General features: G+C 66.5%; 13 protein-coding genes. 3 read left to right on the forward strand and 10 right to left on the reverse strand.

Features of this window, described 5'->3' with window-relative positions:
- Positions 1 to 36: 36 nt before the first annotated feature.
- Positions 37 to 849 (forward strand): HAD family hydrolase, encoded by an 813-nt coding sequence (locus N2K95_RS13555; RefSeq protein WP_260651953.1) that lies wholly within the window; start codon positions 37 to 39, stop codon positions 847 to 849.
- 124 nt (positions 850 to 973) lie between these two features.
- Here N2K95_RS13555 and N2K95_RS13560 read toward each other — a convergent pair whose 3' ends face one another.
- From N2K95_RS13560 to N2K95_RS13580, 5 genes are all read right to left on the reverse strand, one after another.
- Positions 974 to 1,072: a 30S ribosomal protein bS22 gene (locus N2K95_RS13560; RefSeq protein WP_003792170.1), complete on the reverse strand. Its 99-nt coding sequence runs from the start codon at positions 1,070 to 1,072 to the stop codon at positions 974 to 976.
- A gap of 207 nt (positions 1,073 to 1,279) precedes the next feature.
- The gene (locus tag N2K95_RS13565; protein ID WP_255790768.1) at positions 1,280 to 1,492 is read right to left on the reverse strand and encodes a helix-turn-helix domain-containing protein; all 213 of its coding nucleotides are present in this window, start codon (positions 1,490 to 1,492) and stop codon (positions 1,280 to 1,282) included.
- Between the two features lie 197 nt (positions 1,493 to 1,689).
- Positions 1,690 to 3,030, reverse strand: a complete 1,341-nt coding sequence (gdhA, locus tag N2K95_RS13570; protein ID WP_260651960.1) for an NADP-specific glutamate dehydrogenase — start codon at positions 3,028 to 3,030, stop codon at positions 1,690 to 1,692.
- Positions 3,031 to 3,134: 104 nt separating this feature from the next.
- Positions 3,135 to 3,623, reverse strand: coding sequence for an ArsR/SmtB family transcription factor (locus N2K95_RS13575; protein ID WP_260651961.1), 489 nt, complete (start codon positions 3,621 to 3,623; stop codon positions 3,135 to 3,137).
- Positions 3,624 to 3,673: 50 nt separating this feature from the next.
- Positions 3,674 to 4,882 (reverse strand): acetoin utilization protein AcuC, encoded by a 1,209-nt coding sequence (locus N2K95_RS13580; RefSeq protein WP_260651962.1) that lies wholly within the window; start codon positions 4,880 to 4,882, stop codon positions 3,674 to 3,676.
- Positions 4,883 to 5,077: 195 nt separating this feature from the next.
- Between N2K95_RS13580 and N2K95_RS13585 the strand changes: the two genes are divergently transcribed.
- Both N2K95_RS13585 and N2K95_RS13590 read left to right on the forward strand, forming a co-directional pair.
- Complete coding sequence (locus tag N2K95_RS13585; protein WP_260653818.1) at positions 5,078 to 6,400, forward strand: TrkH family potassium uptake protein; 1,323 nt, start codon at positions 5,078 to 5,080, stop codon at positions 6,398 to 6,400.
- A 22-nt stretch (positions 6,401 to 6,422) separates the two neighbouring features.
- Positions 6,423 to 7,061: a potassium channel family protein gene (locus tag N2K95_RS13590; protein ID WP_255790914.1), complete on the forward strand. Its 639-nt coding sequence runs from the start codon at positions 6,423 to 6,425 to the stop codon at positions 7,059 to 7,061.
- Between the two features lie 1,232 nt (positions 7,062 to 8,293).
- Here the strand turns inward: N2K95_RS13590 and proC are convergent.
- The 5 genes from proC to N2K95_RS13615 form a co-directional block, all read right to left on the reverse strand.
- Positions 8,294 to 9,139, reverse strand: a complete 846-nt coding sequence (gene proC / locus N2K95_RS13595; RefSeq protein WP_255790775.1) for a pyrroline-5-carboxylate reductase — start codon at positions 9,137 to 9,139, stop codon at positions 8,294 to 8,296.
- 79 nt (positions 9,140 to 9,218) lie between these two features.
- Entirely contained in the window at positions 9,219 to 10,073 is an 855-nt protein-coding gene (locus N2K95_RS13600; protein ID WP_260651963.1) for a sugar phosphate isomerase/epimerase family protein, read from the reverse strand.
- Complete coding sequence (locus N2K95_RS13605) at positions 10,057 to 11,079, reverse strand: Ppx/GppA phosphatase family protein (protein WP_260651964.1); 1,023 nt, start codon at positions 11,077 to 11,079, stop codon at positions 10,057 to 10,059. Before N2K95_RS13605 ends, N2K95_RS13600 begins: the two co-directional genes overlap by 17 nt.
- 25 nt (positions 11,080 to 11,104) lie before the next feature.
- On the reverse strand, positions 11,105 to 13,837 hold the full coding sequence (gene topA / locus N2K95_RS13610) for a type I DNA topoisomerase (protein WP_260651965.1): 2,733 nt from the start codon (positions 13,835 to 13,837) through the stop codon (positions 11,105 to 11,107).
- A 167-nt stretch (positions 13,838 to 14,004) separates the two neighbouring features.
- Positions 14,005 to 15,618 carry a class I SAM-dependent methyltransferase gene (locus tag N2K95_RS13615; protein WP_260651966.1) on the reverse strand — a complete coding sequence of 538 codons (1,614 nt, stop codon included), beginning with the start codon at positions 15,616 to 15,618 and terminating at the stop codon, positions 14,005 to 14,007.
- Positions 15,619 to 15,684: the final 66 nt, after the last annotated feature.

Raw genomic sequence — 15,684 nt, forward strand, 5'->3', positions numbered from 1 at the left:
ACCGCGCCCGGGACGGGTTTTGCGTAGACTCGGACCATGCCCCGAGCCACTGTAGTCCGAGCCACCGGAACTACTCATGCGGCGGGCAAACCCGGCGAGGCCGCCTTTTTCGACGTCGACAATACGCTGATGCGCGGCGCGAGCCTGTTCCACGTGGGCCGGAAAATGTACCAGCGAAAAGTCTTCACGATTCGTGAAGCGGCCGGATTCGCGAGCAAGCAGCTGAGATTCATGCTGCAGGGGGAAAACCTCAAGGACGTCCACTCCGTCCGGGACGCTGCACTGGCTTTCGCCACCGGACTCTCCTCGGAGGATGTCCGCACGCTCGGCGAAGAAGTCTACGACGAGATGATCGTGTCCAAGATCTGGCCCGGCACGCGGGCACTGACCCAGCAGCACATGGAATCCGGCCGGCCCGTCTGGCTGGTGACCGGAACCCCCATTGAAGTGGCCTCCGTCATCGCGAGCCGGCTTAACCTCACCGGTGCCCTCGGCACCGTCAGCGAGGTCACCGACGGCATGTACACCGGACGCCTGGTCGGCGAATTCCTCCACGGACCGGCCAAGGCGGCCGGGGTCCGGGCGCTGGCGGAAAAGGAAGGCCTGGACCTGCAGAGGTGCTGGGCGTACAGCGATTCCTACAACGACGTTCCGATGCTGAGCCTGGTGGGGCATCCGGTGGCGATCAATCCGGATGCCCGTCTGCGCCGTCATGCCCGCGACCGCAACTGGCCCGTGTATGACTTCCGCTCCGGCCGCCGGGCGGCGACGCTGGGCCTGAAGTCGGCCACCGTCGCAGGGGCCGGCTACGGCCTGTGGCGGGGATTCTCCTGGGTCCGGGACCGCTGACCGTTAGGCATCACGCGTTAAAAACCGGAGCCCGCCTATCCGTGAGGACTGGCGGGCTCTGCCGTACCGGATCCGAGACTGCATTTGCAGGCGCGGAACCGTTACAGCGGTCGCTGAGAAGGGTCTACTTCTTATTGCGACGCTGGTGACGGGTCTTGCGAAGCAGCTTGCGGTGCTTCTTCTTGGCCATACGCTTGCGGCGCTTCTTGATTACTGAACCCACAGAGTCCTCACAAACTTATTAGGAGTCACCGGCCTTCATCCCCTGCTGCCGTGGGCGCAGAGGCTAAATGCCGGTAGTTACTGGCTTTCGATTAAAACGTTCCTTAACAGGGTACAGCTTCGACGCTGTGGAATTTGACAGCCGGCAAGTGCAGCCGGAAACAGCCGTTCCCGCACTGTTCATCGGCGCCGTCCACCGGCAGCAGCGCTAGGCCGAGTCCGAACGGCGGTCAATGACGGCGTCGCGCAGCACCTTCTGGACAGCCGATTCCGGTACACGGTAAGACCGGCCGAAACGGACCGCCGGCAGTTCGCCGGAATGCACCAGGCGGTACACGGTCATCTTGGAGACGCGCATAACACCGGCGACTTCCGATACCGTCAGAAACCGCACATCCGAGAAGTTTCCCTCGTCTGCCATTTAGTCCCGTTCCTTTGCTCATTGCCGCTGCTCCCCGCAGCAAGCCAATGGGAGCACCTGTGGCTGAAGGACATCGCCTTACCGGCCTGTTGCGACGTGCGTCACTGATGGCCCCGTATGGACCCTACTGTAGTGGCAGGAGTAACCATAGTGGAAGTTCTTTCGGCAGCCGCGGGCAGGGAGGGACCAAGCCGGTCCTAGATCACGCCCTGGGCGAGCATGGCATCGGCAACCTTCACGAAGCCGCTGATATTGGCACCCACCACGTAGTCACCGGGCGCACCGTATTCCTCGGCCGTCACGGCACACCGTTCATGAATATTGACCATGATTTCGCTCAGCCGGCGTTCCGTATGCTCGAAGGACCAGGAGTCCCGGCTCGCATTCTGCTGCATCTCCAGGGCGGAGGTTGCGACGCCGCCGGCGTTGGCGGCCTTGCCGGGACCGAACAGCACGCCGGCGCTTTGGAAGGCGGCAATGGCCGCCGGGGTGCACGGCATGTTCGCGCCCTCGGCCACGGCCCGGACCCCGGACTTGATCAGTGCCAGCGCGTCCGTTTCGTCCAGTTCGTTCTGGGTGGCGCAGGGAAGTGCGACGCCGGCACCCGCGTTCCAGATGGATCCGTCCGCCACGTAGCTCACGGAATGTCCACGGCGCTCGGCGTACTCCGCGATCCTTCCCCGCTCCACTTCCTTGATCTGCCGCAGCAACGGAACATCGATGCCCTTTTCATCCACGACATACCCCGAGGAATCCGAGCAGGCCACCACCGTGGCGCCGAGCATCTGGGCCTTGTCTATGGCGTTGATGGCCACGTTGCCCGAGCCGGAGACGATCACACGCTGCCCGTCCAGGCTCATGCCCTTGGTCTTGAGCATTTCCTCGACAAACATCACCGCGCCGTAGCCGGTAGCCTCGGGACGGACCAGGGACCCGCCCCAGCTCACGCCCTTGCCGGTAAGGACGCCCGATTCGTAGCGGTTCGTGATCCGTTTGTACTGTCCGAAGAGGTAACCGATTTCGCGGCCGCCGACGCCGATGTCCCCGGCGGGAACGTCCGTATACTCACCGATGTGCCGGTACAGCTCGGTCATGAAGGACTGGCAGAAGCGCATTACCTCGGCATTGGATTTGCCGCGCGGGTCAAAGTCGGAGCCGCCCTTGCCGCCGCCGATGGGCATGCCGGTCAAGGCGTTCTTGAAGATCTGCTCGAACCCAAGGAACTTGATGATGCCCAGATACACCGAGGGGTGGAACCGCAGTCCGCCCTTGTACGGGCCCAGCGCGGAATTGAACTCCACCCGGAAGCCCCGGTTGATCTGCACCTGGCCCTTGTCATCCACCCAGGGCACCCGGAAGATGATCTGCCGTTCGGGTTCACAGATCCGCTGGAGGACCGCTGCTTCGGCGAACTCGGGATGCTTCCGCAGCACGGGTGCGAGGGAATCGAACACTTCCACCACTGCCTGATGGAATTCCGTCTCTCCCGGATTGCGGCGGAAAACGTCGTCGCGTACGCGTGTCAGTACACGTTCCATGTGCTGCTCCTTAGAGGTAGGGCTCCCCCGCTAAGGACTACGCTAGCCCCGCGGGTACTGGCGAAGCGATACAGGACAGGCCCAATGGTCCGGCGGCCTCGTCCCTAGGGCCGGCGGCGGCGGAACTTGGGCAGCTGGCCGAACAGGTCTGCTGCCCGTTCCGCTGCGCGGCCCACGGTACGGCCGAGGTTCTGCACGCCCGCATCCGCAGGCAGCGGCGGCCGGGTTTCGGCAGCACCGGGCACCAGCGCACCGGCGGCAACGGCAGCAGCCGTGGCGCGCGGCGGCGTGGCCGGAACGGAGGCAAGGAGCGGCGTCGTATCCGTGAGGGACGGGAGGTCGAAGGCCCGCAGCCACAGGACCATTTCCTCCAGCGGAGCAGTCTCCAGGGAGTAGAACCGCCGCTGGCCTTCGGCGCGCATGGAGACGAGCCCGGCTTCACGCAGCACCTTGAGGTGTTTGGAAACCGTGGGCTGGCTGACCTCGAGCTCCTCCACCAGCGTCCCTACGGACTTGTCGCCGGTACGCAGGGCACCCAGGATTTCGCGCCGCGTACCTTCCGCGATTACTGCAAACACATCGTCACACACCATGGCATTTACCCTAGCGGATCCGGGGCCCGGAGCCTCGCGAGGGAACGAGGCTAGTCGAACCACGGATCTAGCCCGTGCAGCGGGAACAGCTCCTTGCGGGTAGCCATGACGGTCCGGTCAATCTCGTCATTCGGGTCGTAGCCCACTTCCCAGGACCGCCACCAGATATCAGCCCCGTCGCCCAGCGTCTCGCCGGACTTCACGCCGTGCTTCTCGAGCACGTAGGTCCGCCAGGCCTCGGGCAGCGGGGTTGCGGGACGCACCCGCCCGTTGGCGGCCACCGACATCAGCAGCGCCCAGGACCGCGGCACCACGGAGGCCACGTTGTAGCCGCCTCCCCCGGTGGCGATCCAGCGGCCTTCGCACAGCCGGCCGGCCAGGTCGCTGATGGTCAGGGCAACCTGCCGCTGGGCCTCCACGCTGATCCGCAGCGCGGTCATGCGATCATCCTTGTGGCTGTCGCAGCCGTGCTGGCTGACAATTACTTCCGGAGCGAACGCTTCGGTCAGCTGGGGAACCACTGCGTGGAAGGCCCGCAGCCACCCGGCGTCGGTGGTGCGTGCCGGGACGGCAATGTTGACCGCGGTTCCTTCCGCTGCCTTGCCGCCGGTTTCATTGGCGAATCCCGTCCCCGGAAACAGGGTCAGTCCGCTTTCATGCAGCGAAATGGTCATCACACGCGGATCGTCCCAGAAAATGTTCTGCGTTCCGTCGCCGTGGTGGGCGTCAACATCGATGTACACCACCCGCTGCACGCCGTTCGCGAGGAGCCGCGCGACGGCGGCCGCGGCGTCGTTGTACACGCAGAAGCCGGACGCTTTTTCATAGCCGGCATGATGCATCCCGCCGGCGAAGTTCACCGCGTGCGTCGCCTCGCCGGACAGGATGGCGTCGGCGGCGGCCAGGGAACCTCCGACCAGCCGGGCGCTGGCCTCGTGCATGCCGGCGAAGGCGGGGGTGTCCTCGGTGCCCAGCCCCAGCAGCGTATTGCAGTTCGCCGGATCGGCGCCGGCGGCCTGCACGGCGCTGATGTAGTCGTAGCCGTGGACGGTCAGCAGATCGGCGGCGGAGGCGACATAGGGTTCGGTCATCCGGACGCCTTCGAGGTCGAAAAGCCCCAGTTCACGGGCCAGCCGGGCGGTAAGATCCAGGCGCACCGGGCTCATCGGGTGGCCTGCGCCAAAGTCGTAAGCCAGCATGGATTCATCCCAGACAATGCACGTCGGCATAATGGGAAGGCTTAGCCCGGAACTGATCATGCAGACAGGCTACGTGATGCGGGCGCTACTCTGATATTGGTGTCCGCGCCCATCTCACGGATAAGTACTCCTACTGTGCGGAACCACCGCGGAAAAGAACTGACCACTATGGCCTTCCCACGGCAATCCCTGCTGGAGAAAGAGCAGCACCGCGGTTACGCCATCGTTGCCGGGATCCGCGGGTTCGTGGGCGGGATGGTCACCGGCCGGCCCGCGCGGCTGGCGCTGATCGTCTTCAGCCTGGTCATCCTGCTGTTCACTGCCCTGCTAAGCCTTCCGGCCGCCTCCAGCAGCGGAGAATCCGCACCGCTGCACGATGCCTTCTTTACCGCTGTCTCGGCGGTCTGCGTCACTGGGCTGACGGTGGTCTCCACCGCCACCTACTGGTCCACGTTCGGGCAGGTGCTGATCCTGATCGCAATCCAGGTGGGCGGCCTGGGCATCCTGACCCTGGCTTCCCTGCTGGCCCTGGCCGTGAACAAGCGGCTCGGCGTCCGTGGCAAGCTCATGGCGCAGGAGGGCATGAACACCGGCCGGCTCGGCGAGGTAGGCCACCTGCTCCGCATTGTCTTCAGCACCGCCGTCGTTATTGAGCTGGCCCTGGCCCTGGTCATGGCGCCGCGCTTCATGATCCTGGGCGAGTCCCCCGGCCAGGCCATCTGGCATGCGGTCTTCTACTCGATCTCTGCGTTCAACAACGCCGGTTTCACTCCGCACTCCGACGGCCTGGTGCCGTATGAAGAGGACCTGTGGATCCTGGTGCCGCTGATGCTGGGCGTGTTCATCGGCTCGCTCGGCTTTCCCGTCATCATGGTCCTGCTGCAGACGCGTGCGCGGGTCAGCAAATGGAACCTGCACACCAAGCTGACCGTGCTGGTGTCCTCCATCCTGCTGGTGGCCGGCGCCGTGATCTGGGGTGCATTCGAGTGGTTCAACTCCCGCACCATCGGGGACCTGTCCCTGGGCGACAAGATCATCCACTCGATCTTCGCTTCGGTGATGACCCGCTCCGGCGGCTTCAACCTGGTTTCCATGACGGATCTGGACTCCAGCACCCTGCTCATCACCGACATGCTGATGTTTGCCGGCGGCGGTTCCGCCTCAACGGCGGGCGGCATCAAGGTCACCACCATCGCGGTCCTGTTCCTGGCCGTGGTGGCCGAAGCCCGCGGCGACGCCGATGTCCGCGCCTTCGGCCGCACCATCCCCCAGGGCGCCATGCGGGTCGCCATCTCGGTGACCATCCTGGGCGCCACACTGGTTGCGGTCGCCACGTCCGCAATCCTGGTCATCACGGAAGAGTCCCTGGAGCCGGTTCTCTTCGAGGTGATTTCCGCCTTCGCCACGGTGGGGCTGAGCACCGGCCTCAGTGAGGCGTTGCCGCCCTCGGGCAAATACGTCCTGTCGATGCTGATGTTCGCCGGACGCGTCGGCACCATCACCCTTGCCGCGGCCCTGGCCGTGCGCCACCGCAACACCCTTTACCACTACCCCGAAGAAAGGCCGATCATTGGCTGACAGACCCCCCCACAATGCCCCGGTGCTGGTCATCGGACTGGGCCGCTTCGGTGCAGCCACCGCCGAGCAGCTGGTCCGGCAGGGCCGCGAAGTCCTGGCCGTGGAACGCGATCCGGCGCTGGTGCAGAAGGCCTCGGGCCTGCTCACGCACGTGGTCCAGGCGGACGCGACGAACATCGAGGCACTCAAGCAGCTGGGCGCCGAGGATTTCTCTGCCGCCGTCGTGGGCGTGGGAACCTCGATCGAGTCCAGCGTGCTCATCACCGTGAACCTGGTGGACCTGGGCATCGAGCACCTGTGGGTCAAGGCCATCACCCCGGCGCACGGCAAGATCCTCACCCGCATCGGCGCCAACCACGTGATCTATCCGGAGGCCGACGCCGGCCGGCGGGCCGCGCACCTGGTGGGCGGCCGGATGCTGGACTTCATCGAGTTCGACGACGGTTTTGCCATCGTGAAAATGTACCCGCCGAAGGAGACGCAGGGCTTCACGCTGGGCGAGTCCAATGTGCGGGCCAAGTACGGCGTCACTGTCGTCGGGGTGAAATCCCCCGGCGAGGACTTCACCTACGCGCAGCCGACCACCAAGGTCTCCAGCCGCGACACCCTGATCGTGTCCGGCCACGTGGATCTGCTCGAGCGGTTCGCCGCACGGCCGTAGGGTTCATGCGCTGCAGTGCCTGCCCCGGTGGTCCTGTGCGGCTACCGTGGTGGGTGCTGTGGTCGCCTGCTGCTGGGCGGTCCGCCTACGGGTCTGGCTCCGGCGGCAACGAAATTCCTACGCTCGCAGAGCTCGCTTGGAATATTAAAGCCGCCTCCGCCAGACCCTGCGGCGGCACGGTGCCTGCACACACCCTGCGGTGGCGGGACGGTGCCTCTCGGTGCGGGCGCAGGTCCTGCACCAGAGCCACGCGGTGAGCTGCTTTCGTGGTTTCCCGGGTGCGGATAGACGAAGGCCTCGCGGGGGCGGGGGCGGGGACGGTGATGCTTGGTAGGTTCAGGTCATTGAAGGTCCGGATGACTGCTCCGATGTCCCGTTGGACCTGGTGGCCCGGCAACAATCCGTGCTCGACCGAACGCAACAACGTCCGCACCCTTCAACGCACGTCCCTTCAACGCACGACGGCGGGTCCCGGGCTTCCGGGGTCCGCCGTTGTGCTGTGCACGGCGGGGTGCTGGTGACGTGCCGGCACGGGGTTTCTGAGCGGATCGGCATCCCGGATCTACTGAGCAGATAACGGGGTTATGCGCCGGGGTTCCGGATCTACTGAGCAGATAACGGGGTTATGCGCCGGGGTTCCGGATCTACTGAGCGGATAACGGGGTTATCGGGCGGCTATAAGCCCATTATCTACTCAGTAGATCGTTGCAGGACGGGGAAGCGTCTGGATGGCCAGCACAGGGTCCCACCGGGTGGTGCTCATGTTGTTGGTGGGACCCCTTGTGCCACAGCAGCACCAAAGGGTGGGATAGCCTGTCCGCTGCCGGCGGACCTTTTGTGCAATTCCCTGCGGTTTGTACACTTTCCTACGCGGCGCGGCGAGGGGATTGCCACAAACCGAAGGGATCCTGACGCGGTGCCTACCTTGCAGCATGTCCGACCGGGCCAAAGGCTCTGGCGCAGGCTGCACCGTGTCCGACCGACCATAAACTTTGGTGCCGGCGGCTCAACCCACCGGACCGCAGGGCCTGGCGGAGGCGGCTCAACCCACCGGACCGCAGGACCTGGTGCCGGCGGCACGACCGTCCGACCGCAGGGCCTGGCGGAGGCGGCTTTAATATTCCGAGCGAGCTCTGCGAGCGTAGGAATTTCGTTGCCGCCGGAGCCAGGCCCGGAGGCCGGGCCTGACCGGCACAGTCGGCCCGTCCACCAGGCCCAGCCAGGCACCGGAGCTACGCGGTCAGTTGCTTCGTGATTTCCTGGGCACGGGCAGCTGCTGCGCGGGCACCGGATTCGATGATGCCGGGCAGGTTCAGCTCGTCGAAGGTCTTGATGGCCGCTTCGGTAGTGCCGTTGGGGCTGGTAACGCCGCGGCGCAGAGTGGGGGCATCGGCGTCGGGCTCGGCCAGCATGAACCCGGCACCGGCCACGGTTTCGCGGGCCAGAAGCGCGGAAAGGTCAGCGTCCAGGCCGAGCTCGACGCCGGCACGGGCCATGGCCTCGGCCAGGTAGAACGCGTAGGCGGGGCCGGAGCCGCTGACGGCGGACACCGCGTCCACCTGCTCTTCGGGAACCTCCACCACCGTGCCGGTGGCGGACAGTACCCGGCGGGCCAGTTCCATGGCCTCCGGTCCGGCGGAGCTGCCGGCGGAAATGGACGTGACGCCGCGGCCAAGGCGGGAGGGGGTGTTGGGCATCGCGCGGATCACCGGCTGGCCGTCCGGCAGCAGTGACTCCATCAGCGCGAGCGGCACGGCTGCCGCGACGCTGAGCACCACGGCACCGCGGGGCAGGTCCGCCGCAATCTGCCGCAGGAGATCCGCTACCTGCACGGGCTTGACGCCGACAATGACCAGGTCCGCGCCGGCCACGGCTTTCCGGTTCGCGTCCGCATCCTCGCTGCCGGCAAGGACGGTGATGCCGTGGGCGGCGCGGAGCTCTTCGGCCCGCTCGGACCGCCGGACGGTGGCGGTTACCTGCTCGGCGGCAAGGCCGCCGGCGAGGATTCCGCCGAGGATGGCTTCGTTCATCGAGCCGCAGCCCAGGAAGGTAAGTCGGGGATTCTGTGCGCTGTCCATGACTCCGATTCTGTCATGCTGCGCGGAGGCCGGACGGCGCGGAGCCCGTACTACAGGACGTACCGGTACTACTGGGAGACTATTGGGAAGAGTGTCCGGCCAGGACGGCCTTCGGACCCAGGTGCTCCCGGGCGAATTCCAGAGTCTGCTTCAGCTGGTCCTCCCGCTCCCCCGGCCCCCGGGCCTTCCGGGTGCTGACTTCCACGGCCACCACGCCGGTGAACCCGGCACCGGCCAGATAGGAGAGTGCCTCCGCGCAGCGCTGGGTGCCCTCGCCGGGAAGCAGGTGCTCGTCCTTGCCGTTGCCGGTTCCGTCCGTCAGGTGGACGTGCCGGAGCCGTTTGCCGAGCCGGCGGATCTGCTCGAACGAGTCCATGCCGGCGATGGCCGCATGGGAAAAGTCCCAGGTGACGTTTTCGTACGGTTCCGGAACGGGATTCCAGTGCGGCAGGTAGGCCTTCGCCTCACGGCCGCGGACCCGCCACGGGTACATGTTCTCCACCGCGATGGTCACACCGTACTGTTCGGCGAGGGCCTGCACGCCCTCGGCGAAGTTCTCGGCATATCCCGTCTGCCAACGGAACGGCGGGTGCGTCACCACTGTGGCAGCACCCACTTCCGCGGCCATGGCCGCCGACAGCTCGATCTTGGTCCAGGCCGCACCCCAGACCTGCTGCGTCAGGAGCAGGGTGGGGGCATGGATCGCGAGGATCGGCTGCTGGTACCTTTCGCTCAGTTCCTTCAGCGAATCCGGGTCCTGGCTCACCTGGCTGTTGGTGACCATGATTTCGACGCCGTCATAGCCCAGGTCATGGGCCACGGCGAAGGTGTCATGCACGGACAACGGGTAAACGGATGCGCTGGACAGTGCCACCGGGATGGCGGCGTGTCCGGATGACGGCAGGGACGTCGGCATGTCAGCTGGGCTCTCCATTGGCGGAAGGACCCGCCCCGGCAGCCACGAGGAATTCTTCCCCGTCCGCAGGCCCGCGGGGCAGGTCACCGGTGGTTTCAAAACGCAGGGTGTCGAACCGGCGCAGGATCAAACCCTCGCGCAGCGCCCAGGGGCAGATCTTCAGCACCGGCACGTCGAAGGCTTCCATGGCGGCCTGCGCCACGAGGGCACCGGCAAGCATCTGCGGCGCACGCAGCGCGGAGACACCGTCCAGTCCCGCACGGTCCCGGGAGCTCAGTGCACCCAGCCGCTTGGTCCAGAGGGACAGGTCCTCCAGGGTTAGCACCCGGGGCACAAACGGACCGGCGGCCGACGGCGCGGCTCCGGCAATGCGGGCCAGGGAGCGGAAGGTCTTGGACGTTCCGGCCACGAGGTCCGGGCGTCCGAAGCCGGCGAACTCCTCTGCCGCCTCCCCCACCATGCCGCGGATGTACTTGCGCAGCTTCTTGATGCTCTTGGGCGACGGCGGATCCTCGGGAAGCCAGTCCCGGGTCAGCCGGCCGGCACCGAGGGGCAGTGACCGGGCAATCTCCGGAAGCTCGTCCTGGCCCAGGGCCATCTCGAACGAGCCTCCGCCGATGTCCAGGTCCAGGATGGACCCGGCGCCCCAGCCGTACCAGCGGCGTACGGCCAGGAAGGTCATTGCCGCTTCGTCTCCACCAGAGAGTTCCTCCAGCCGCACCGGGGTTTCCCGGTGCACCCGCGCCAGGACCTCGGCGCCGTTGGCTGCCTCCCGGATGGCCGAGGTGGAGAAGGCCAGCAGGTCCTGGGCGCCGTGCCGGCGGGCAAAGTTCCAGGCCTCGTTGACGAACCCGATGAGTTCATCCTGCCCGGCCACGCTGATCGCGCCGTCGGCGTCCAGATAGGACACCAGCTGCAGCGGCCGCTTGTGCGAGGCGAAGGGGAAGGGACGGGCACCGGGATGCGCGTCCACCAGCAGCAGGTGGACGGTGTTGGACCCGATGTCGAGGACGCCTAGGCGCATGATTCCATTATCGCTCTACCGGTCCCTACTTCTTCGCTGTAGCTTTCCGCGGGGCAGCGCGCTTCTTCACAGGCTTCTTCGCAGGGCCCTTCTCGCGCTTCTCCGCCAGCAGTTCAATGGCCTGCTCGCGGGTCAGCTCCTCGATGGCCGTGGAGCGGGGCACCGTGATGTTGGTGATGCCGTCGGTGATGTACGGACCGAAACGGCCGTCCTTGACCACAATCGGCTTCTCCGACACGGGATCCGCACCGAACTCCGCCAGCGGTGCCGCCGCCTGCCGCCCACCGCGCTGCTTGGGCTGGGAGTAAATCTCCAGCGCCTGCTCCAGCGTGATGGTGAAGATTTCCTCTTCGGAACCGATTGAGCGCGAGTCCGTTCCCTTTTTCAGGTACGGGCCGAACCGGCCGTTCTGGACGGTGATCTCGTTGCCCTCGGCGTCGGTGCCCAGGACGCGCGGCAGCTTCATCAGCTTCAGCGCCTCCTCCAGGGTGACCGTTTCCACGCTCATTGACTTGAAGAGCGAACCGGTGCGCGGCTTGACCTTGACCGGCTTCTTCGGAGGCTTGGGCTTGCCGTTCTTGTAGTACTCCACCGGCGCGTTGGCCAGGTCCTCTTCGGTGGGTTCCGGGATCAGCTCGATCACGTACGGGCCGTAGCGGCCGTTGCGGGCCACGATGGTCCGGCCCGTCTCCGGGTCGGTGCCGAGCACGCGTTCCTCGGGAGCTGCGGTCTCCATCAGTTCCACGGCCTTCTCGGCCGTGAGTTCGTCCGGGGCCAGGTCCTCGGGGACGTTTGCCCGCTCGGGTTCGGTGCCTTCGGGGGCGTCGGCGGGCAGCGGACGTTCCAGGTACGGGCCGAACTTGCCCACGCGCAGCACAATGCCGTCGGCAATCTCGATCGAGTTGATGGCCTTGGCGTCGATTTCGCCGAGGTCATTCACGATGGTGTGGAGGCCCGTTTCTACCCGGTCGCCGTAATAGAACTGATTCAGCCACTCCACGCGCCCGGCCTCGCCGCGGGAAATGCGGTCCAGGTCCTCTTCGAGTTCTGCGGTGAAGTCGTAATCCACGTAGTCCGTGAAGTGCTCCTCCAGCAGGCGGACCACGGAGAACGCGATCCAGCTCGGCACCAGTGCCTGGCCGCGGCTGGTGACATATCCGCGGTCCATGATGGTGGAGATGGTGGCGGCATAGGTGGACGGGCGGCCGATGCCGAGTTCTTCGAGCATCTTCACCAGCGACGCTTCAGTGAACCGCGGCGGCGGGGAGGTCTCGTGGCCGCCGGCGGCAATGTCCGCTGCGGTCAGGGTGTCCTGGGCCTTCAGCACCGGCAGGCGGGCGCCGTCGGTGCCCTCGGCCTCGTCGTCGTCGCGGACGGCGTCGCGGCCTTCTTCATAGGCAGCCATAAAGCCGCGGAAGGTGATGACCGTGCCGGACGCCGAGAACTCGGCGTCGCGCCCGTCGGTCGAGACGGCACCGATGCGCACGGACGCGGTGGATCCCTTGGCGTCGGCCATCTGGGAGGCGACGGTGCGCTTCCAGATCAGTTCGTAGAGCCGGAACTCGTCGCCGCGCAGCGAGGAGGCCACCTGCGCCGGGGTGCGGAAGGAGTCACCGGCGGGGCGGATGGCTTCGTGCGCTTCCTGGGCGTTCTTGGACTTGCCCTTGTAGACGCGCCGCGCTTCGGGCACGTACTCGGGGCCGTAAAGCTCCGAGGCCTGGCGGCGGGCCGCGTTGATGGCCTGGTCCGACAGCGCCGGGGAGTCCGTACGCATATAGGTGATGTAACCGTTTTCGTACAGCCGCTGGGCCACCTGCATGGTCACCCGGGAGGAGAAGCGCAGCTTGCGGCCGGCTTCCTGCTGCAGGGTGGAGGTGGTGAACGGCGCCGCCGGACGGCGGGTGTACGGCTTGGTGTCGACGGAACGGACGCTGAACGCGGCCGATTCCAGGCCGGCGGCCAGCGACACGGCCGCGGCTTCGTCCAGGTGTACGGCGGTCTTGGACTTCAGTTCGCCGCGGTCGGTGAAGTCCTTGCCGGTGGCGACGCGGGCGCCGTCGACGGACACCAGGCGGGCCTTGAATTTCTCGGCTGCCTCGGTGGCGAAGGTGCCCACCAGATCCCAGTACGACGCCGGGCGGAACGCCATGCGCTCACGCTCGCGTTCGACCACCAGGCGGGTGGCGACGGACTGCACGCGCCCGGCGGACAGGCCGCGGGCCACCTTGCGCCAGAGCACCGGGGAAATCTCGTAGCCGTAGAGCCGGTCAAGGATACGGCGGGTTTCCTGGGCGTCCACCATGGCAACGTCGACGTCGCGCATTTCCAGCAGGGCGCGCTGGATGGCCTCGCGGGTGATTTCCGGGAAGGTCAGCCGGTGAACGGGGACCTTGGGCTTGAGCACCTGCAGCAGGTGCCACGCGATGGCTTCGCCTTCGCGGTCACCGTCAGTTGCGAGGTAAAGCTCGTCGGCGTCCTTCAGGGCGGCCTTGAGTTCGGCCACCTTCTTCTTCTTGTCGGCGGACACCACGTAATACGGCTCGAAGTCGTTGTCGAGGTCCACGGCGAACTTGCCGACGCCGGTCTTCTTCAGCTCGGCGGGCAGGTCGGAGGGCTGCGGAAGGTCGCGGATGTGACCCATCGACGCCGTCACCTCGAAGCCTTCGCCCAGGTACCCGGCGATGGTCTTGCCCTTGGCCGGAGACTCGACAATTACAAGCTTCTTGCCGGTCTTCTTGTCCGTTGCCTTAACTGGCACTGTTCTCCTACGTAACGGGTGGTTCAAATGAATTAGGGCGCTTCGTTCCGGGCGCTTGCGGTGCATCCGCAGTCCGGTACATCCACAGACAGTATGCGCGATGCCCCAGCACTAGGGTAACCGGAAAGCATCGCAGGCCTTCACCCGCCCGAGGGTTGGCCCGGGGCCTACCAGCGGTCCGGAATGAGGAACCCGTCCAACACCAGATTACGCACTTCCGAGATCAGGTTTTCGCCAAACTCCGGATCCGGGCGGTCCAGCAGTGCGGCCAGAGCCGCCACTATCTGCCCCACGGAGAGCTCCCCGTCACACGCCGAAACGAAACCGGTGAGCTCGGTGCTCATGAGGTTGGTCCGCCGCAGACCGGCGCCCTGACGGAGCAGGATCACTCCCGGATGCTCCGCCCCGGGGCGCTGATGGCGTTCCTCCGTGACGTCGTCGGCGACGCGGAGGTGCACATCCGCCAGATTGGTGCAGGCACTGACCCAGTCGAACCGGCGGACGGCAGCATCCAGGTGCGGCCCCACAGGCTGTTCGATGGGGTGGGTGATGTCCTCGAACCGGCGCAGCGGCTCGGCGCCGGGCTTCCGGCGCCGCAGCCACAGTGAGCCGAAGCCCACAGTTCCGACGTCCCGGGAGGCGAAGTCCTCCAGATAGCCGGCGTAGGCCGCCGCGTATTCCTCGCGTTCACGGCCCTGTGCGGCGTCGCGCAGCCACATTTCGGCGTATTCGGGCGGGGTCAGGGTCTCCCGCTGGATCACCCAGGCGTCCGTTCCGTCCGGAAGCCACTCTTCGAGACGGGCGGACCAGTCCTGCTCCCGGCCGGCGGGGATCTCCCAGTTGCCCAGCATCTGGGCGGTGCCGCCCGGCCGCAGGACTGCTTCCAGACCGGCGACCAGGGCGGCGACGATGCCGTCTCCGGCCAGTCCGCCGTCGCGGTATGTGTACCGCTCGCCTTCCCCGCCGGTACGCGGGGTGATGACGAAGGGCGGATTGGAGACCGCCAGGTCAAACTTCTCTCCTGCCACCGGCTCCAGCAGGCTTCCGAGCCGAAGGGTGAACCGTTCCCCGGGCTGCTCCGGGTTGATGTCCAGCTGGGGTGCGTTGAGCATCAGGTTGAACCGTGTGAACCCGAGGGCACGCTCGGAAATGTCGGTGGCTGTGACGTGGTCCGCGTGCCGGAGCAGGTGGAAGGTCTGGATGCCGCACCCGGTGCCCAAATCCAGGGCCCGGCCCACGGGGGCACGGACAGTGAGCTGGGCCAGGCTCAGGGATGCCTGGCCGATGCCGAGGACGTGGTCGCGGCGCAGCACGCCCGGGCGCTGGTGGCTGCCCAGGTCACTGGCCACCCAGAGGTCGCCGTCGGGATTGCCGGCGGAACCGGTGCCGCCGTCGTCCGTGCCGTAGGGACGCAGGTCCACGGCGGCGCGGAAGGTACCTGCAACCCGGCCGCGTTCAATCAGCCCGAGTTCCAGGAGGCCTTCGGTGCCGGTGCGGGGCAGTGCCGCGTCCAGCTGGGCGCGTTCCACTGTTTCGCCCAGCAGCCAGAGCTGGACCGGAACGGCTATCCGGCGGGGAGCTGCCGCTTCGGCCTCGGCCCGGCAGGCCAGCAGGGCAGGGACCAGCTGGTCCCGTTCCAGGGCCGCCGCCGCGTCCTCGCCGAGGAACGCGGCCACACCGTTCACGGTGTATTCGGCCTCCTCCAAATCGGCGGCGAGCGCCTGAAGCAGCCAGATGTCGCGGCTGCGGGGTGCGGAAGGAACAGAAGAGAAATCACTCACATTCCCAGTCTATGGCCGCGCTATCGGTGCTCCGAACGGGCACTGTTTCGGGTGCCCGTTCGGATT

The organism is Arthrobacter zhaoxinii (assembly GCF_025244925.1).
Classification (GTDB): domain Bacteria; phylum Actinomycetota; class Actinomycetes; order Actinomycetales; family Micrococcaceae; genus Arthrobacter_B; species Arthrobacter_B zhaoxinii.